Source organism: Methylobacterium sp. WL64, from assembly GCF_008039945.1.
In the GTDB taxonomy this organism is placed as follows: Bacteria; Pseudomonadota; Alphaproteobacteria; order Rhizobiales; family Beijerinckiaceae; genus Methylobacterium.
Genome location: NZ_VRVA01000023.1, coordinates 1 through 18,557, shown reverse-complemented (window position 1 = coordinate 18,557; position 18,557 = coordinate 1). Strand labels below are relative to the sequence as shown.

The 18,557-nt window shown below is 69.4% G+C and carries 18 protein-coding genes; 14 read left to right on the top strand and 4 right to left on the bottom strand.

Annotated elements, in window-relative coordinates; translation table 11 throughout:
* The first annotated feature begins 55 nt into the window (after positions 1–55).
* From FV242_RS12985 to FV242_RS12965, 5 genes are all read left to right on the top strand, one after another.
* Positions 56–1,291, top strand: coding sequence for an aspartate kinase (locus tag FV242_RS12985; RefSeq protein WP_147939223.1), 1,236 nt, complete (start codon positions 56–58; stop codon positions 1,289–1,291).
* Between the two features lie 306 nt (positions 1,292–1,597).
* Positions 1,598–3,859 (top strand): phosphoenolpyruvate--protein phosphotransferase, encoded by a 2,262-nt coding sequence (gene ptsP, locus FV242_RS12980; RefSeq protein WP_147908209.1) that lies wholly within the window; start codon positions 1,598–1,600, stop codon positions 3,857–3,859.
* 221 nt (positions 3,860–4,080) lie between these two features.
* Positions 4,081–5,166 (top strand): peptide chain release factor 1, encoded by a 1,086-nt coding sequence (prfA, locus tag FV242_RS12975; RefSeq protein WP_147939222.1) that lies wholly within the window; start codon positions 4,081–4,083, stop codon positions 5,164–5,166.
* A gap of 8 nt (positions 5,167–5,174) precedes the next feature.
* The gene (gene prmC, locus FV242_RS12970) at positions 5,175–6,068 is read left to right on the top strand and encodes a peptide chain release factor N(5)-glutamine methyltransferase (protein WP_147939221.1); all 894 of its coding nucleotides are present in this window, start codon (positions 5,175–5,177) and stop codon (positions 6,066–6,068) included.
* 420 nt (positions 6,069–6,488) lie between these two features.
* The gene (locus tag FV242_RS12965) at positions 6,489–7,604 is read left to right on the top strand and encodes a DUF4167 domain-containing protein (RefSeq protein ID WP_147939220.1); all 1,116 of its coding nucleotides are present in this window, start codon (positions 6,489–6,491) and stop codon (positions 7,602–7,604) included.
* Positions 7,605–7,828: 224 nt separating this feature from the next.
* On the opposite strand, the gene FV242_RS12960 is transcribed toward FV242_RS12965, so the two are convergent.
* The 4 genes from FV242_RS12960 to FV242_RS12945 all read right to left on the bottom strand — a co-directional run bounded on the left by FV242_RS12960 (position 7,829) and on the right by FV242_RS12945 (position 11,018).
* Positions 7,829–8,584, bottom strand: coding sequence for a hypothetical protein (locus FV242_RS12960; RefSeq protein ID WP_147939219.1), 756 nt, complete (start codon positions 8,582–8,584; stop codon positions 7,829–7,831).
* An 11-nt stretch (positions 8,585–8,595) separates the two neighbouring features.
* Positions 8,596–9,324 (bottom strand): RlmE family RNA methyltransferase, encoded by a 729-nt coding sequence (locus tag FV242_RS12955; RefSeq protein WP_147908204.1) that lies wholly within the window; start codon positions 9,322–9,324, stop codon positions 8,596–8,598.
* A gap of 10 nt (positions 9,325–9,334) precedes the next feature.
* Complete coding sequence (locus tag FV242_RS12950; RefSeq protein ID WP_147908203.1) at positions 9,335–10,417, bottom strand: Ppx/GppA phosphatase family protein; 1,083 nt, start codon at positions 10,415–10,417, stop codon at positions 9,335–9,337.
* A gap of 127 nt (positions 10,418–10,544) precedes the next feature.
* Positions 10,545–11,018 (bottom strand): response regulator, encoded by a 474-nt coding sequence (locus tag FV242_RS12945; RefSeq protein ID WP_147856525.1) that lies wholly within the window; start codon positions 11,016–11,018, stop codon positions 10,545–10,547.
* Positions 11,019–11,331: 313 nt separating this feature from the next.
* Between FV242_RS12945 and FV242_RS36080 the strand changes: the two genes are divergently transcribed.
* The 9 genes from FV242_RS36080 (at position 11,332) to FV242_RS12900 (ending at position 18,312) form a co-directional block, all read left to right on the top strand.
* Positions 11,332–12,132 (top strand): cold-shock protein, encoded by an 801-nt coding sequence (locus FV242_RS36080; RefSeq protein WP_147939218.1) that lies wholly within the window; start codon positions 11,332–11,334, stop codon positions 12,130–12,132.
* Positions 12,133–12,226: 94 nt separating this feature from the next.
* Positions 12,227–12,496: a hypothetical protein gene (locus FV242_RS12935; protein WP_147939217.1), complete on the top strand. Its 270-nt coding sequence runs from the start codon at positions 12,227–12,229 to the stop codon at positions 12,494–12,496.
* A 320-nt stretch (positions 12,497–12,816) separates the two neighbouring features.
* Positions 12,817–13,128 carry an iron transporter gene (locus FV242_RS12930; protein WP_147939216.1) on the top strand — a complete coding sequence of 104 codons (312 nt, stop codon included), beginning with the start codon at positions 12,817–12,819 and terminating at the stop codon, positions 13,126–13,128.
* Positions 13,129–13,157: 29 nt separating this feature from the next.
* Positions 13,158–14,648 carry a PepSY-associated TM helix domain-containing protein gene (locus tag FV242_RS12925; RefSeq protein ID WP_187278411.1) on the top strand — a complete coding sequence of 497 codons (1,491 nt, stop codon included), beginning with the start codon at positions 13,158–13,160 and terminating at the stop codon, positions 14,646–14,648.
* Positions 14,645–14,992: a DUF3325 domain-containing protein gene (locus FV242_RS12920; RefSeq protein WP_147939214.1), complete on the top strand. Its 348-nt coding sequence runs from the start codon at positions 14,645–14,647 to the stop codon at positions 14,990–14,992. Before FV242_RS12925 ends, FV242_RS12920 begins: the two co-directional genes overlap by 4 nt.
* A gap of 353 nt (positions 14,993–15,345) precedes the next feature.
* Positions 15,346–16,869: an aldehyde dehydrogenase gene (gene adh / locus FV242_RS12915; protein WP_147910113.1), complete on the top strand. Its 1,524-nt coding sequence runs from the start codon at positions 15,346–15,348 to the stop codon at positions 16,867–16,869.
* Between the two features lie 150 nt (positions 16,870–17,019).
* Positions 17,020–17,445, top strand: a complete 426-nt coding sequence (locus FV242_RS12910; RefSeq protein ID WP_147939213.1) for a DUF779 domain-containing protein — start codon at positions 17,020–17,022, stop codon at positions 17,443–17,445.
* Positions 17,446–17,455: 10 nt separating this feature from the next.
* Entirely contained in the window at positions 17,456–17,866 is a 411-nt protein-coding gene (locus FV242_RS12905; RefSeq protein WP_147910115.1) for a carboxymuconolactone decarboxylase family protein, read from the top strand.
* Complete coding sequence (locus FV242_RS12900) at positions 17,863–18,312, top strand: cupin domain-containing protein (RefSeq protein ID WP_147939212.1); 450 nt, start codon at positions 17,863–17,865, stop codon at positions 18,310–18,312. Before FV242_RS12905 ends, FV242_RS12900 begins: the two co-directional genes overlap by 4 nt.
* Positions 18,313–18,557: the final 245 nt, after the last annotated feature.

Below are 18,557 nucleotides of genomic sequence, written 5' to 3'. Positions count from 1 at the left end.
GACCCGCCAGGGCGGTTCGTCCCCAGTCGCCGCCGGGAACCCGCGAAGAACCATCATGCCCCGTCTGGTGATGAAATTCGGCGGCACCTCCGTCGCCACGCTCGACCGCATCCGCAACGTGGCCCGCCACGTCGCCCGCGAGGTCGCGGCCGGCTACGAGGTCGCCGTGATCGTGTCGGCCATGTCCGGCAAGACCAACGAGCTGGTCGAGTGGGTGAAGGACGCCAACCCGCTCTACGACCCGCGCGAGTACGACGCCGTGGTGGCCTCGGGCGAGCTGGTGACCGCGGGCCTCCTGGCGGTCGCCCTGCAGAAGGACGGCCTCAAGGCCCGCTCCTGGCAGGGCTGGCAGATTCCCGTGCTGACCTCGGATGCGCACGGCTCGGCCCGCATCGCCGAGATCGACCCGAAGAACCTCGAGGCGGGCTTCGCGAAGGGCGAGGTGGCGGTTATCGCCGGCTTCCAGGGCATCCATGCCGAGACCGGCCGGGTGACGACCCTCGGGCGCGGCGGCTCGGACACCTCGGCGGTGGCCGTGGCAGCCGCGATCCAGGCCGAGCGCTGTGACATCTACACGGACGTGGACGGGGTCTACACCACCGATCCGCGCATCGTGCCGAAGGCCCGGCGCATGGAGCGCGTGACCTTCGAGGAAATGCTGGAGATGGCGTCGCTCGGCGCCAAGGTCCTGCAGGTCCGCTCCGTGGAACTCGCCATGGTCCACCGGGTGCCGACCACGGTCCGGTCCTCCTTCGATCCGCCGGACGCAGCGCGCCCGGGCACCCTCATCTGCGACGAGGACGACATCGTGGAACAGCAGATCATCACCGGGATCGCATTCTCCCGGGACGAGGCGCAGATCACCCTGCGCCGGGTCAAGGACAGCCCCGGCGTGGCCGCCGCCATCTTCGGGCCGCTGGCCGACGCGAACATCAACGTCGACATGATCATCCAGACCGTGTCGGGCGACCAGTCGACCACCGACATGACCTTCACGGTGCCGGCCGCCGAGTACGAGCGCACCCGCGCGATCCTCGACCAGGCGAGTCCGCAGATCGGCTACGCGCAGATCGAGGGGGCCACCGACGTGGTCAAGGTCTCGGCGATCGGAGTCGGGATGCGCAGCCACGCGGGCGTCGCAGCCAAGGCGTTCCGGGCTCTGGCCGAGAAGGGCATCAACATCCGCGCGATCACCACGTCGGAGATCAAGTTCTCCGTGCTGATCGATGCGGCCTATACGGAGCTTGCCGTGCGCACGCTCCACTCGCTATACGGCCTGGATCAGGCCTGAGCCTGGGGGGTCGCGACGAGAGCGCCCACGGCCTGACCGGAACGTCGGCTCGGTGGACGAGGGCGCGCTGAAACAAGAGATCAGGTAAGGGGTTGGAATCACGTCCACTCGCATGGCGAGCGGTCGGGGTCTCATCAGCGGATCGGGTGTCTTGAGCTAGAACAGTCACGGGCCTTTCCGCCGAACCCGGAGATCTTCCGGGGGCTCGCGGCGCGGTCCATCCGGCGCCGGACGTTTCCCAGTCGGCGCCAAGGTTGCAGGGTGGTCGACGCCAAGGCCGCTCGCCGACGTTGGAACGACGAATCGATGCCCGCTGCGCCCGGAGGCCCGCGCCTGCTGCTGCGCCGCCTCCGCGAAGCGATGGCGGAGCCGGTCAGTCCCCAGGCACGCCTCGACCGCATCGTCGTCCTGATCGCCGCCAACGTGGTGGCCGAGGTCTGCTCGGTCTACGTCCTGAGGGACGACAACACCCTCGAGTTGTTCGCCACCGAGGGCCTGAACCGCGAGGCGGTCCACCAGACGCGTATGAACGCCGACGAGGGCCTCGTCGGCCTGATCGCCCGGACCGCCGAACCGCTCTCCCTCTCGGACGCGCAGAACCACCCGGCCTTCTCCTATCGGCCGGAGACGGGCGAGGAGGCGTATCACGCGTTCCTGGGCGTGCCCCTGCTGCGGGCCGGCAACACGCTCGGCGTGCTTACCGTCCAGAACCAGACCTACCGGGTCTATTCCGAGGAGGAGATCGAGGCGCTCCAGACGACCGCGATGGTCCTCTCGGAGATGATCGCCTCGGGCGAGCTGGAGGGCCTGGCGCCGGATGCCGGCACCGCCGCTCGCCGCCCGGTCGTCGCCCGCGGCATCGCGCTGGCGGACGGCATCGGGCTCGGCCACGTCGTGCTTCACGAGCCGCGCGTGGTGGTGAAGACGCTGATCGCCGAGAACGTCGAGCGCGAGGTCACGCGGCTCGACGCGGCGATCGAGGAGGTCCGCTCCGCCATCGACGCGCTGGTCGAACGCGGCGACCGGATCGGCACCGCCGAATCGCGCGAGGTGCTGGAGACCGTCCGGATGTTCGCCCACGACAAGGGCTGGCTCCGGCGGATGCGTGAGGCCGTGGCCTCCGGCCTGACCGCCGAGGCCGCCGTCGAGCGGGTGCAGTCGGACAACCGCGCCCGGATGATGCGCCAGGCGGACCCGTACCTGCGCGAGCGCCTGCACGACCTCGACGACCTCGCCAACCGGCTGCTGCGCACCTTGATCGGTCCGGAGGCCGGTGGAGCCGTCATCCTGCCGGAGAACGCCATCTTGGTGGCGCGCACCATGGGGCCGGCCGCGCTGCTCGACTACGATTCCTCGACGCTGCGCGGCATCGTCCTGGAGGAGGGCGGTCCCACCAGCCACGTCGCCATCGTGGCCCGGGCGCTCGGCATCCCGGCGGTGGGCGAAGTCGAGAACGCCTCCGCCCTGTGCGATGCCGGCGATGCCATCATCGTCGACGGCGTGGCCGGCGAGATCCACGTCCGGCCCGGCCCCGAGGTCGAGGCGGCCTATGCCGAGATGGTGCGGCTGCGCGCCCGTCGGCAGGAGCAGTATCGGGCCCTTCGGGACGTCCCGGCCCAGACCCGGGACGGGGTTCGCGTCGGCCTGCAGCTGAATGCCGGCCTGCTGGTCGATTTCAGCCACCTGCACGAGACCGGCGCCGAGGGCGTCGGCCTATTCCGCACCGAATTGCAGTTCATGGTGGCCCAGCGCATGCCGTCGGCCGCGGAGCAGCAGGAGCTCTACCGCAAGGTGTTTGCGGCCTCCGCCGGCAAGCCCGTGACGGTCCGCACGCTCGATATCGGCGGCGACAAGATCCTGCCTTACATGGCCAAGCTCGAGGAGGAGAACCCGGCGCTCGGCTGGCGGGCGATCCGCATCGGCCTCGACCGGCCGGCCCTGCTGCGGATGCAGCTGCGCGCCCTCCTGAAGGCCGCTGACGGCGATCCGCTCAAGATCATGTTCCCAATGGTGGCCACCGTGGACGAGTTCGTCCGCGCCCGCGGCATCGTGGAACGCGAGAAGGCCTATCTGCGCCGCCACGGCTACCAGCTCCCCACCGAGTGCCGGCTGGGTGCGATGGTCGAGGTGCCCTCGCTGCTGTTCCAGATCGACGAGATCGCGAAGGAAGCCGACTTCCTCTCCGTCGGCTCGAACGATCTGATGCAGTTCCTGTTCGCGGTCGACCGCGAGAACCGCCGGGTCGCCGACCGGTTCGACCCGCTCTGCGTCGCGGCCCTGCGGGCGTTCCGGCTGATCGCCGAGCGGGCCAACGCGGCCGGTTGCCCGGTGACGGTCTGCGGCGAGATCGGCGGCCGGCCGCTCGACGCGATGGCGCTGATCGGCATCGGCTACCGCAGCCTGTCGATGTCGCCGGCCGCCATCGGCCCGGTCAAGGCGATGGTGCTCAGCCTCGATGCGGCCGCCGTGTCGGAGCTGATCGACGCCGAGATGGCCCGGATGCACGACGGCGATTCCCTGCGCCCGGCGCTCACTGCCTTCGCACACGCCCACGGCGTTCCTATCTAACCCGTGATGCCGCTCTTGCCGAAGGTTCGGCCGGGGTTGTACGGCACAGCCACGACGCTTTCCGTCGGTGCGCTGCGGTTTTCGCGCGCGAAGGGAGGCGGCGTGGGGTGGGCCTCTGTCCTGCCGCGTCGGTCAACTTTAAGATCCCGCGCTCCCACCCCTGAGACGAGACCACGCCCGGCCTGGAACGTCGTGCGCCAGAACCTGCAGAAACACGGGCGATGATCCCCTTTCCCACCGAGCGCCTCGACGCCATCCTGTCGCGGCACGAATTCGTCACCGCGCAGCTCGCCACCGGCGAAGGCGAATCCGAGACCGTGATCCAGCTCTCTCGTGAGCTGTCCGATCTCGATCCCGTGGTGGACGCGATCCACACCTACCGGTCGGCGCTTGCGAACCTGGCGGGCCTGGAGGCGATGATCGACGAGGCCGGCACCGATCCGGAGATGCGCGCCCTTGCGGCCGAGGAGAAACCGGAGGCCCAGGATCAGCTCGAAGGCGCCTACCGGGCATTGCAGCTCATACTGCTGCCCAAGGATGCCGCCGACGAGAAGAGCGCGATCCTGGAAGTCCGCGCCGGCACCGGCGGCGACGAGGCGGCACTGTTCGCCGGCGACCTATTCCGGATGTACGCGAAATACGCCGAGTCGAAGGGCTGGCGGGTCGAGGTGATTTCCGAGAGCGAGGGCACCGTCGGCGGGTTCCGCGAGGTCGTGGCGGAGGTGAAGGGCAAGGGCGTGTTCGCGCGCCTGAAGTTCGAAAGCGGCGCGCACCGCGTGCAGCGGGTGCCGAACACCGAGACGCAGGGCCGCATCCACACCTCGGCCGCCACCGTGGCGGTGCTGCCGGAGGCCGAGGAGGTCGACATCGTCGTCAACGACGCCGACCTGAAGATCGATACGATGCGGGCCCAGGGCGCCGGCGGCCAGCACGTCAACAAGACGGAATCGGCAATCCGCATCACCCACCTGCCCACCGGTATCGTGGTCTTCGTCCAGGAGGAACGGTCGCAGCACAAGAACCGCGCCCGGGCGATGTCGCTGCTGCGTGCCCGGCTCTACGACGCCGAGCGGACCGCAAAGGATTCCGCCCGTGCCGCCGACCGGCGGGCGCAGGTCGGGTCCGGCGACCGCAGCGAGCGCATCCGGACCTATAATTTCCCCCAAGGGCGGGTGACCGACCACCGCATCAACCTGACCCTCTACAAGCTGGAGGAGGTCATGGCCGGCACCGCGCTGGACGAGGTGGTGGACGCGCTCATCACCGAGCATCAGGCCGAGTTGCTGGCCGCCGAAGGCATGGCCTGAGCGGCGGCGTGATCGCGGGAACGAGCCGGGGCCTATCGCGGCGGGAGGCGCTGCGTCGGGGAACCACCCTGCTCAGCTCCGGCGGCAACGCGGAAGCCGCGGGGGACGCGCGCTTCCTCCTGCTGGGCCTGCTCGGCCTCGATGCGCGCGACCTCCTCCTCGACGGGGACCGGATTCTCGACGCGCAGGCTGGCGACACCCTCGACGCGGCTTTCGCGCGGCGGCTCGCCGGCGAGCCTGTGGCCCGCATCCTGGGCGCCTGGGAGTTCTGGGGCCTGCCATTCCGGCTGGCGCCCGAAACCCTGGTCCCGCGTCCCGATACCGAGACTCTGGTGGCGACGGCGCTCGCCTGCGCTCCGGACCGGGCGGCATCACTCCGGTGCCTCGACCTCGGCACCGGCTCAGGCTGTATCCTGGTGGCGCTCCTGAGCGAGCTGCCGCAGGCCAGCGGGCTCGGCCTCGACCGGTCGCAGGCAGCCCTGCGCATCGCCCGGCACAACGCGGTCGCCAACGGGGTCGGCGGCCGGGCGGCCTTCGCGGCGGGGGATTGGTGCGACGCCCTCCGGGGCAGCTTCGACCTTGTGGTTTCGAACCCGCCCTACATCGTCCGCCACGTCATCCAGCACCTCGACCGGGACGTGCGGCTGCACGATCCCCACGCCGCTCTCGATGGTGGGCCGGATGGGCTCGACGCCTACAGACGGATCCTCGATGGGGTCCGGGACGCCGCGCTGCTGGCGCCGGGCGGACGGCTGCTGCTCGAGATCGGGTACGATCAGGCCGAGGCGGTGCAGACGCTTGGACGCGGCGCCGGCTACGCCGACCTGGGGCTCAGGCGCGATCTGGCGGGCCACGATCGCGTCCTGACATTCGGCCTTCCATTCGGCCATACGGATGCCTAGATCCGCGACGACGATCGGTGGGCTGAGAAAATGCTTGTTGCATCTCCCGGGGAACGCTAGAGTCCGCTTGAAGGTCGCGAACGGTTCGTTAAGACGGACGATTATACGGTCGGCAACGATCGCAGGTCCCCGCCCGGTTCGCTGATCCCCCGTATTGTTGGACTTGAGCGCGCGTGCGACTGCGCGTCAGTTCGACAACACTCGAACCTGACAATCGACTGGTTTCTGGCGTCTGTGCCCGGACGCGCGGTGCGAGGGATGGTCAGGCGAACGCGCGGACCGTGAGGCGGTCGACCGTGCGGCTTCACCGGGTGCATTTGGCCGGAGCGCGTCTGAAGATCGACGCCGGACGCCCCGAAGAACGTCGTTTGCGTGAACGAGGGTCACTGAAGACCGATGAGACCAAACCAGAATCGACGGATGCGCGGCCGTAACCGGCCGAAAGGTCCGAATCCGCTGACGCGCTCTTACGAATCCAACGGCCCCGACGTCAAAATCCGCGGCACGGCGCAACACATCGCCGACAAGTACGCGCAGCTTGCCCGCGACGCGCAGGCGGCCGGCGATCCCGTAGCGGCCGAAAACTATTTCCAGCACGGCGAACACTATTTCCGGATCGTATCCGGCGCCCAGGAGCAGACTCGGCCGACGAATACCGGTGGATATGCCAGCCGCGCCTACGACGACGAGATGGACGAGGGTGACGACGAGGGCCAGGGCAACGGCGCGTCGCAGAACGGCCAGCCCTACAATGGCTACGACGACGGCGACCCGGGTCAGCAGCCCCAGCCCTACGAGATGCGGCAGGACCTGAACCAGCAGCAGGACGGTCGTCAGCAGCAGGGCCGCGATCGCTTCCAGAACCGGGACCAGCGGCGCTTCGACAACAATGGTCGCCAGGATTACCGGCGCCAGGATCAGCCCCGGCAGGATTACCAGCGGCAGGATTCCCCGCGGCAGGACTATCAGCAGCGTCCCGACTACCGGCAGGATCGGCAGGACGGACGGCAGGATTACGGCCGCCAGGATTACCGGCAGGAGACGCGCCAGGAGACGCGCCAGGAGACGCGGCAGGACGCCCGCGGCGATCAGAACCGCTACGAGTCCGGCCGGTCCGAGACCGCGCGTGCGGAGCCCCGGCAGCAGGAGAGCCGCCAGGAAACTCGCCAGGACGCCCGCCAGGACGCCCGCTCCGACGAGCGTCAGCCGCGCCGGAGCGAACCTAGGGGCGAGGCGGTCGCTCGCAGCGAGACGCCCCGTCAGGCCGAGCCCGCGCCCCGTCGCGAGCGTCGCCGCGAGGCCGCTCCGGCTCCGGTCACGGCGGAGGATCCGGCGAGCCTGCCGGCGTTCCTGATGACGCCGCCCCGTCCGGTGGCGGCCACGACTCCCGTCGAGCAGCCGGCGGTCCCGGCCCCCGAGGCCGCAGCCGAGGAGGCGCCCGTGAAGCCGCGCCGCCGTCGCCGGCCGCGCTTCGAGGGAATCGCCCCGGAAGAGGGCGAGGCCCGCGCACCCGCCGAGGACGCCCCGACCGAGTGAGGCGGAACGCCGACGCCGCCTGAGAAAGCCGTCCCGGGACACCGGGGCGGCTTTTTGCATGGGTCATGCTGGTCGGTTGGCACCCTCAGTTGATGATCGCTCTCCATCGTCGCGCGCGCTGAAGCAGTCCAGTGAGGCGCCACTTTCGCGAATCATGTGATGCCCTGGCTTGCTTCGCTCCGCTCGCAACGACGGTGAGGGGGGACTGTCGGCTCGCAAACGGATCAGGCCCGGGCGGCCCGCCAGTCCGGGTAGGCATGGATCTGGTGGATCAGCCGGTGGCGTCGGCCGATTTCGCCGAACGGCGCGATCTCCCAGTCCCAGACCTGGACTGGCGGCGGCAGAGCCACCCCGAACATCAGGTCGAGGCTGTCGGTCACCCGCCCGGCCCGGTCCTCCACACGCTGCACGATGTCGGTGATCAGGCAGACCCGCGCGGTCCCGGATGCGAGCCGGTCCAGGGCCGCGAGATGAGTCTCGACGATCTGGGTGCCCAGTTGCGGCGGCGCCTCACGGCCCCGCGCTTCGTGAGCCTCGATCGGAACGATCGGGAGCTGCGACAGCAGGTTGGCCGACACGATCAGGTCGGCGGACGCACAGACCTCGGCGAGGCCTGGATCGCCCAAGCCCGCGCTGATCTCCGCGGTCACCAGGGCGACGTTGCGGTGTCGGCGGGCGGTGAGCCGTGCCGGCCAGGGATGGACGGCGTCCACCAGAGACACCCGGTCGAACAGGTCCGCGAGGGCTATGAGCGGGACGTCGTCGAGGAGCCCGGACCCGAGCACCACCACCGACCCGCGCCGGGCCGTCGCCTCGGCGGCGGCGATGATCACGCCGCGCGCCCGGGTCAGGTGCGGCGCCCAGGCCGCGCGGCACCGGCGGGACCGGGCGTGGAGACGGCCGCTCTGGCGGACATAGCCGAGGCGGCGCAGGCGCAACGGCGCGGGATTGACCAGCGACAGCGCCCACTCGAACAGCATCGGGGGGGGGGTCAGGCCTCGTCGGCCGCCGCGGCCGCCCGCGCCGCGACGCTGCGATAGCCAGTCGCGAGCACGTAGAGCTCGCTGGAATCGGACCGGCTTGCCGCCGGCTTCACGTGGCGCACCGCCGTGAAGTCTCGCTTCAGGTCGGCCAGCAGGGCGTTCTCTGTGCCGCCCTGCAGCACCTTGGCGAGGTAGGCGCCGCCCGGGGCCAGGATCTCGCGGGCGAACTCGGCCGCGGTCTCGGCCAGGCCGATGATCCGCAGGTGGTCGGTCTTCTTGTGACCGGTGGCGTTGGCGGCCATGTCGGACAGGACGAGGTCGGCCGGGCCGCCGAGCAGCGTGGTCAGCTTCACCGGTGCCTCGGGATCCAGGAAGTCGAGGGTGATGAACTCGACGTTCGGCATCGGCTCGATCTCAAGGAGGTCGATGCCGACGACGCGGCCCGTCGTCCCTACGATCCGGGCCGCCACCTGCGACCAGCCGCCCGGCGCTGCCCCGAGGTCGACCACCCGCTGGCCGGGCTTGAGCAGCTTGTAGCGCTCATCGATCTCGATGAGCTTGTAGGCCGCGCGGGAGCGATAGCCCTCGCGCTTGGCCCGGGCCACATAGGGATCGTTGAGCTGGCGCTCCAGCCACCGCTTCTGCGACAGCGTCCGGCCGCGGCCGGTCTTCACCCGCTGCTTCAGGTCGCCGCGCACGCCGCCCGTGGAGCCCGCGCCCCCGCGCCGGTCCGTCATCGTGGTGTCCTCATCGGACGGCCTTCCGGTTCCAGACGCCGTCCTCCCGCATCATGTTCATCAACAATCCTTCGCGCAGGCCCCTGTCGGCGATGCGCAGGCGCTCGGACGGGAAGGCCCGCCGGATCGCCTCCAGGATCGCGCAGCCCGCGAGTACCAGATCCGCGCGATCGCGTCCGATGCAGGGATTGTCGGCCCGCTGCTCCAGCCGCGTGTCGAGCAGATCGTCGATGGCCGCGGAGACCTCATGGTCGCTCATCCACAGGCCGTCCACCCGCCGCCGCTCGTAGCGGGCCAGCCGCAAATGCATGGCGGCGATCGTGGTCACCGTGCCGGACGTGCCGAGCAGGTGGAAATGCGGGGCCGTGGCCGCCGCCGCCGCCCGGATCGCGAAGGCGGACAGCTTTTCCGCCACCTCCTCGACCATGCCCTCGAACATCCGCCGGGTCACCTCGGCGCCGCCATGGCGTTCGGCCAGGGTGACGACGCCGACCGGCAGGGAATCCCAAGCGCGGATCCGCAGAGTCGGGTCGGTGGACGGGTTGGCCGCCTCGCCGTCGAGCCACGCGATCTCGGTGGAGCCGCCGCCGATGTCGAAGATCACCACGGATTCCGCGTCCGGGTCGGCGAGCGCCGCGCAGCCCGTCACCGCGAGATACGCCTCGGTCTGCCGGTCGACGATCTCGAGGTCGAGGCCGACGCCCCGGCGGACGCGCTCGACGAAGGCCGCGCCGTTCACCGCGAGGCGGCATGCTTCCGTGGCGATCACCTTGGCCCGGCGGACGCCCCGGGCCTGCATCTTGGTCCGGCAGATCCGCAGGGCCTCGACGGTGCGCTCGATCGCGGCGTCGTTGAGACGGTCCGAGGTGCCCAGTCCCTCGCCGAGGCGGACGATGCGCGAGAAGGCGTCGATCACCCGGAAACCGCTGAAGGTCGGCTCGGCGATGAGAAGGCGGCAATTGTTGGTGCCGAGATCCAGCGCCGCGTAGGCGACGCGTCGTCTGTCACGGCCCGGCGACGGGGCCGTCGGCTGGAGCGGCACTGCGCCGGCCGACGTGCGGGACGGCGCGGCCGCAGCGGTCTCGTCCCTCATCGGCGCGGCCGTCGGTCCTTCGGGTCAGCCAGGAGCGTCGCGCTCGGCCATTCTTGATGGAAGACCCTACAGGGTCGGTCGGGAACTGCAATGTCCGATCGTCGCGACCCACCTTAGGCCGCGGTCGTCATGCGACTGCCTTCATGGCGCCCGACCGGCGCGGGATCGGACGCAGCAGGCTCTTGACCTGGGAATAGGGGCGGGGCCGGTTGATCACCTCGTCGAGCCGCGACCACAGGGTCTTCGGCGAGAATGGCTTGGCGATGATCTCGTTGACCCCCAGCGCGACGGCGCGGTCGACCACGTTCCGGCGCGGCTGGGCCAGCATCAGGATGATCGGGATGGTCGGGCAGGGGGAGGTCGAGGGCGTGCGCGCGAGCCGGATGAACTCTTCCCCGGACAGGATCGACAGGTCCCAGTCGATGATGCTGATGTCGGGCTTGCTCTCGGCCAGCACGCCCAGCGCCTCGGCGCCGTCTGGCGCCTCCAGCACGCGCTTGATGCCGACGCGCATGAGCATGTCGCGCACGATTCGCCGGATGTAGAGACTCTCATCGACCACGAGGGCCGAAAGATCGGGGAAGGTCGGAGTCGCGATCATGGCCGGGTGCCGTTGCGGGGCGCGACGCGAGTCTAGCCGAACAGCCTTTGCGTTTCGCTAACGCCCTCTCGTCCAAGGCGAACGCCTGGATCCACAGGGTCCGCAACCTGCGTTGTTTATCGCAAGAAAGTAACGAAACGGGCGCGTCTTGGCGAAGAAGGTCCTTGCGGTCAAGGCCCGATTGCGTCAGGACTGGGGCGTTATTCTTGGTTACCGCGACCGGGGGTAATGATAGTGCGGGGCGTGGGCTGTCTGGGATGGCGCGCACGCGGTATTCAAGACCAGGGCGGCGGACGGTTTTTGCGAGCTTTCGATGGGACGTGGTCGTGATTTCAGGGGGCCGCAGAAGCGCGGCTTCGACGAGGCTGGCGAGCCGAGATGGCCTGATCAGGCTCCCCCCAGCGGCGGATACGGCGGTGGTGGATTCGGTGGTGGCGGCGGCGGTTTCGGCGGCGGTGGTTTCGACCGCGGCCCGCCCCGCGGCGGTCCCGGCGCTGCGCCGGTGGCAACCGGGCCGGAGCGTGATGCGACGGTCAAGTGGTTCAACAAGGAGAAGGGCTTCGGCTTCGTCGAACTCGGCGACGGCTCAGGCGATGCCTTCCTCCACATTCGCGCCGTCGAGGCTGCTGGCCACGCCGACCTGATGCCGGGCACCCGGCTGACGGTCACCACGGCGCAGGGCCAGAAGGGCCCGCAGGTCACGAGCGTCACCAGCGTCGATACCTCCACGGCCGAGGCGCCCGCGCCCCGGCGTGAGCTGCGCCCGCGCACTGGCGGATTCGGCGCCGACCGCTTCGCCGGCGGTGGCGGTGGCGGCTACGGTGGTGGCGGCGGCGGTGGTTACGGCGCCGGTGGCGGCGGTGGTGGCTTCGGCGGTGGTGGCCGGGCTGCGTCCGGTCCCTCGGTCGAGATGAGCGGCACCGTGAAGTGGTACGATCCCGCCAAGGGCTTCGGCTTCGTCTCGGTCAACGACGGCGGCAAGGACGTGTTCGTCCATCGCTCCGCCCTGTCCCGTGCCGGCCTGGAATCTCTGGCCGAAGGCCAGCAGGTCACCCTCGGCGTCGTCGATGGTCAGAAGGGCCGCGAGGCCTCCAGCATCAACGTCGAAGACTAGCGGTCTCGCGGCCGTTTTGCTGCCGCGATCCCTCGAAATTCTCCAAGGCGGTGGCCCTCAGCGGGGTCGCCGCCTTTCTTGTTTCGGAGCCGCCATGCGCCGCGTGCTGATGCCGACGATCCTGCTGATTCTCGCGGTGGCGCCGGCGCGGGCTGAAGATTTCACCGGCTTCTACGCGGGTCTCAATGCTGGCCTCGCCTCGGGCAAGAGCGGAGACCGTATCGGGACGATGCCGAATCCAAGGCCGCACACCGGATCCGGCCGATCCAGCGCTGGCCCGGATCTGCCGCCGAGCGCAAGCAGCGCCGCCGCCGCCCTGCAGAGAGCCGGCCGCAACAATGCGGGTACGACACTCGGACGCTGAGCAATGGGACGTCGCGGCTGATCAGCCGTGGGGATTCGCTCCCGGAGTTCCCGGAGGGGCATTGAGGGATTTGAGGGCTTGGGAGGCTTGGCGTCCCCGGCTCGTCCATGCGCATCGAAGCCGCACCGCCACCGCCGAACGAGCGGCCGGTTCGGTACGTGACGATCCGAGCTTTGAGCGACTCACGATTGCACAGCGGTCGGGAACATCTTCAAGCGGCCGGGGCAACACTGGAATCGTTCCGGAACATAGCCGTTGCGGGTCGCGGTACGCCGCTGCTAGGCCGCGGGAATGAGATCACGAAACCGGGAGGCCGCGCGATGAGCGCCCGCTCCATGCCAGGTTTGATCGACCGTCTGGCGGTAGCCGGACGCGTCGTGCTGGCGGCCTTCGGCGGCTACGGCGTCGCGGCCCTCTCGGCGGCGTTGCTGGCCCTGATCCTGCCGATGCCGCGCTCCGAGGCGGTCTCGACGGGGACGCTCGTAAGCTTCGCCGTCATGGCCGGCGCGGTGATCTGGGTGTTCGCGGCCCGGACCCTCGGCCGCGCAGCGCTGTTCCTCGGCCTGATCGCCGCATCCCTGGCCGGGGGGCTGTGGCTCGCCGGCGCATTCACCGGGGCCGTGGCGCCATGAGCGGGCCCGGAAGAAGCGTCCGGCAGTCGATGGCGTGGCTGCACACCTGGTCCGGACTGGTCATCGGATGGGTGCTGTTCGCGATCTTCGTGACCGGGACGGCGAGCTACTACCGCGCCGAGGTCTCGCACTGGATGCGGCCCGAATTGTCCGAGACGGCGGTCGACCCGTCCGAGGCCGCCACCCGCGCCGCGGCCTATCTCGGGCGCGTTATGCCGGATGCCATGGCCTGGTCGGTCCGGCTTCCGACCGTCGAGACGCCACAGGTCGAGGTCTATTGGTGGAAGAATCCCGGCGGGCCGTACCACCACGCGCTCCTCGATCCCACGACCGGCGAGCCTTCCCGGGCGCGCGACACGAAGGGCGGGGACTTCCTGTACCGCTTCCATTTCGAGCTGGCCCTGCCGTCGATGTGGGGCCGCTGGATCGTCGGCATCTGCGCGATGATCCTGCTGGTGTCGCTGATCACCGGCATCGTCACCCACCGGCGCATCTTCGCCGACTTCTTCACGTTCCGGCGGGACCGCTCGGCGCAGCGCGGCTGGCTCGACGCCCATAATGTCTTCGGCGTGCTGGCGCTGCCGTTCCACCTGATGATCGTCTACACCGGGTTGATCGAACTCGGCCCGATGCTGATGCCCTGGGGCGTGAAGGCGGCCTACCAGCACGATGTCCTGGCGTATTACGCCGAGTCCGGGATCATGGCGGCGGCACGCAAGCCTGCGGGCAGGCCGGGTGTCCAGTCGCCGCTCGGCGAGATCGTGGCCCGCGCCACCGCGGATGGCGGCGAGCCACCGGAGGTCGTCATGGTGACGATGCCGGGCGATGCAACCTCGAGCGTCACCGCCTTCTTCGAGGAGCCGCCCGGCCTCGCACACCTGCATCCGCAGATCGTCTACGCGGGCGATACCGGTACTGAGCTGTCCCGGACCGGCGAGGCCGGCGGCGCGACCCGCACCGGCGCCGTGATGATCGGCCTACACGAGGCGCATTTCGCCGCCGCGCCCCTGCGTATCCTCTTCTTCCTCTGCGGTGTGATGGGCGCCGCCACCATCGCGTCGGGCCTCGTTCTCTGGACAGTCGCCCGCGCGCCGAAGGGCGCGAACCCGGCGGGTTTCGGCCTGCGCCTCGTGCGGGTGCTCAACCTCGGCACGATCGCCGGGCTGCCGACCGGCCTGGCCGCCTACTTCCTGGCCAACCGGCTGCTGCCCCTCGACCTCGCCGCCCGGGCGGATTGGGAGGTGCGCGCCTTCTTCGGGGCCTGGATCCTCGCAGCCGTTGCCTCGACGCTGGTCCCCAGCGCGAAGGCTTGGCCAGCCGGGCTCTCGGCGGCGGCGCTCGCCTTCGTGGCGATCCCGGTCGTGGACGTGGTGACCGTTGGCCAGACCCGCTTCCTGGGCTTCGACGCGGCGATGCTCACGGTGGCGATCCTGCTCGCCATCGGTGCCCGTTTCGCGAACCGGCGACCGGGCCGGGTTTGGGCGGCCAAGCCGGCTTTGTCGCGGACGGTGGAAGCGTGACCGCCGCCGCCCTGGCGCTGAGCCTGTGCCTCAGCTTCTCGAGCTTCGCCGCCCTGGCGCTCAGCCTCGACCGGCATCACCGCGCCGTGTTCCGCGTGCCCGCGCCCCGGAGTCGGACCAAGAGCCTCCGCGCGGCCGGATGGTCCGGTCTTGCGGTGTCGTTCGCGGCCTCGGTGGCCTGTGCCGGCTGGAATTTCGGCCCGGTCCAGTGGATCGGCGCCCTGACCGGCGCGGCGCTACTGGTCGTTGCAGTGATGTCCTACCGCCCGGCCTGGCTGCGAGCGGCGGCCGTTGCCGCGCTGCCTCTGGCGATGCTGGCGCTGCCCTTCGCGCTCGGATCGTAAGGCCTCGACGCGCCTGCCAAGCTAACCCTCAAGGTCAGCGATCTGGCATGAGAATAATTCCGAAGTGTTGGTCGAGCCTGTCTTGGCGCGGCCGGACATCCGAGGGGTTTTCACGCTTGAACCACCGGGTCCTGGGTTGACGGACACTTGTCCTGTCGCGATCCTGACCGGGAGGGCGTAGGATCCGCTCGCTCGCGCACTGGCCAAAAGTCCACCTTGATTCGGCACGCCAAAAGCCATTGGCTGCCACCAGAGCCGAACCGGACGCCGCCGATCGAATCGGCCGTCCGCGTTCCAGCTTCAGCCCAAGAGCCGCGGTTCGCGAGGCCGGGGCCTACGGAGGGAACAGAGCCATGAACAAGCCGGAATTTCTCGGCGACGCCCGGACCAAGTCGCCCTTCTCGGCCCGCTACGACAACTTCATCGGCGGCCAGTGGGTCGCCCCGACCGCCGGCCGCTACTTCGAGAACACCTCGCCGATCACCGGCAAGGTGATCTGCGAGGTCGCCCGCTCCGACGCCTCCGACGTCGACAAGGCGCTCGACGCCGCCCACGCGGCCAAGGAATCCTGGGGCCGCACCGCCCCGGCCGAGCGCGCGCGCATCCTCAACAAGATGGCCGACCGGATGGAGGAGAACCTCGATCTGATCGCGCTGGCCGAGACGTGGGACAACGGCAAGCCGATCCGCGAGACGACCCACGCCGACATCCCCCTGGCGATCGACCATTTTCGCTACTTCGCCGGCTGCATCCGCGCGCAGGAAGGCTCGATCTCCGAGATCGACCACGACACGGTGGCCTACCACTTCCACGAGCCGCTCGGCGTCGTGGGCCAGATCATCCCGTGGAACTTCCCGATCCTGATGGCGGTCTGGAAGCTGGCCCCGGCGATCGCCGCCGGCAATTGCGTGGTGCTCAAGCCCGCCGAGCAGACCCCGGCCTCGATCCTGGTGGTGATGGAGCTGCTGGCCGACCTGCTGCCCCCGGGCGTCATCAACATCGTCAACGGCTTCGGCCTGGAGGCCGGCAAGCCGCTGGCGTCGTCGCCGCGCATCGCCAAGATCGCGTTCACCGGTGAGACGACCACCGGTCGCCTGATCATGCAATACGCCTCGCAGAACCTGATCCCGGTTACGCTGGAACTGGGCGGCAAGTCGCCGAACATCTTCTTCGCCGACGTGGCCAACGAGGACGACGACTTCTTCGACAAGGCCCTGGAAGGCTTGACGATGTTCGCCCTCAACCAGGGCGAGGTCTGCACCTGTCCGAGCCGGGCGCTGGTGCACGAGTCGATCTACGACCGCTTCATGGAGCGGGCGGTGAAGCGCGTCGAGGCGATCACCCAGGGCTCGCCGCTCGATCCCGCCACGATGATCGGCGCCCAGGCCTCGGGCGAGCAGATGGAGAAGATCCTCAGCTACATCGACATCGGCCGTCAGGAGGGCGCGGAGCTGCTCACCGGCGGCGCGCGCAACGTGAAGGATGGCGAGCTGGCCGAGGGCTTCTACGTGCAGCCGACGGTGTTCCGCGGCCACAACAAGATGCGGATCTTCCAGGAGGAGATCTTCGGCCCGGTCCTGTCGGTCACGACCTTCAAGGACGATGCCGACGCGCTGGCGATCGCCAACGACACGCTCTACGGCCTCGGCGCCGGAATCTGGACCCGCGACGGCACCCGCGCCTACCGCTTCGGCCGGGCGATCCAGGCCGGCCGCGTCTGGACGAACTGCTACCACGCCTACCCGGCCCACGCGGCCTTCGGCGGCTACAAGCAGTCCGGCATCGGCCGCGAGACCCACAAGATGATGCTCGATCACTACCAGCAGACCAAGAACATGCTGGTCAGCTACTCGGCCAAGAAGCTCGGATTCTTCTGAGTCCTGGTCCGGGTTACCCCCGAGCCGACTTCACCCCGGCCTCGCGGCCGGGGTTTTTCTTTTGGGTGCCGGGTTTGCTGCCGAACCGGGCCGCGCCGTAGAAATCCGAACCCCGGCAAGCATATCCGACAGCCGGCAGGGGAGTGAAGCATGACCGCCGTTTCCACGAACGACGCCACCACGGCCGAGCAGGCTGGCGCCGACGGTACGCCCCTGCGGGTCACCGCGACGCCAGCGGCGCTGGCACTGATCGACGAGCTCCGGTCCGAGTACGGGCCGGTGATGTTCCACCAGTCCGGCGGCTGCTGCGACGGGTCCTCGCCGATGTGCTACCCGGTCGGCGACTTCATCATCGGCGACGGCGACGTCCATCTTGGACAGGTCGGCGGCGCAGATTTCTTCATCTCGCGCTCGCAATTCACCGTCTGGAAGCACACCCACATCCTGCTCGACGTGGTGCCGGGGCGCGGCGGCATGTTCTCCCTGGAAAACGGCCGCGAAAAGCGCTTCCATATCCGCTCGCGCCTGTTCACCGAGGCCGAGAACCGGGCGCTCGACAGCGCCTGCAAGCTCTGAGCGAGGCAAGATGGCGACTGTGACGCTGTGGAGCGATGCCGAGGCGGAGGCCGACCCGCGGGTGCGGGCGGTGTTCGCCGACATCCGGGCGACCCGGGGCTCGGACTTCGTCAACAACTTCTGGCGCGGTCTCGCCAACGATGCGGGCCTGCTTGAGCGCACCTGGGCGAGCCTCAAGGTCGTGATGGGGCCGGGCAGCCTGGACCCGCTGACCAAGGAGCTGGTCTACATCGCGGTCTCGATCGCCAACGGCTGTCCCTATTGCATCCACTCGCACACCGCCGCGGCCGGCGCGAAAGGCCTGACCGCGGAGCAGCACGGCGAGTTCCTGGCGGTGGTCGGCATGGCGAACCAGACCAACGCCCTCGTCAACGGCATGCAGATCCCAGTCGATTCCGCGTTCAAGGTCGGCGAATCATGAGCGACGCATTCGAGACATCACGGCCCGGCCTGGTGGTCCTGCGCGAGAGTGCGCCGTTCCGCGGCAAGCAGGGGCATATCTACCGGCCCGCGATCTCGGCCGAGGCGGTGGGCGCCAAAGCGCTGCATCTTCAGCTTCTGGAAATTCCACCCAGCGAACGTGCCCATGCCCACAAGCACGAATCGCACGAGACCGCGATCCACGTCCTGTCCGGCATCTCGGGCTGCTTCTGGGGCGAGCGCCTGGAGCACCACGTGATCGCGGGAGCCGGTGAGTTCGTGTACATCGCCGCCGACGTGCCGCACCTGCCCTACAACCGCAGCCGGACCGAGCCGGTCACGGCGGTGATCGCCCGGACCGACCCGAACGAGCAGGAGAGCGTGGTCCTGCTGCCGGAACTGGAAGCCGGGGTGGATTGGTCGAAGGCCGAGGCGCCGGAGGTTTGAGCTCTCCGTCGATGACGCAGCGCGACAGGGCCCGGTCTCAGGCAGGCTTTTATATCCACGGATCGTGACCGGACGTGCGCAACGGCCGGTGCCAGATGCGCTCTCCTATCCGTGGGAGGTAATTACCCACGCCATTGATGGCTGGTTTCAGGCGCCGATGGTCTTGAGAATGGTGCCGAAGGGACTGCGGCCTGCGAGGCGCGCGGTATCGACGACGGTGCGGATGTCGGCCTCGCCCTCGGCGG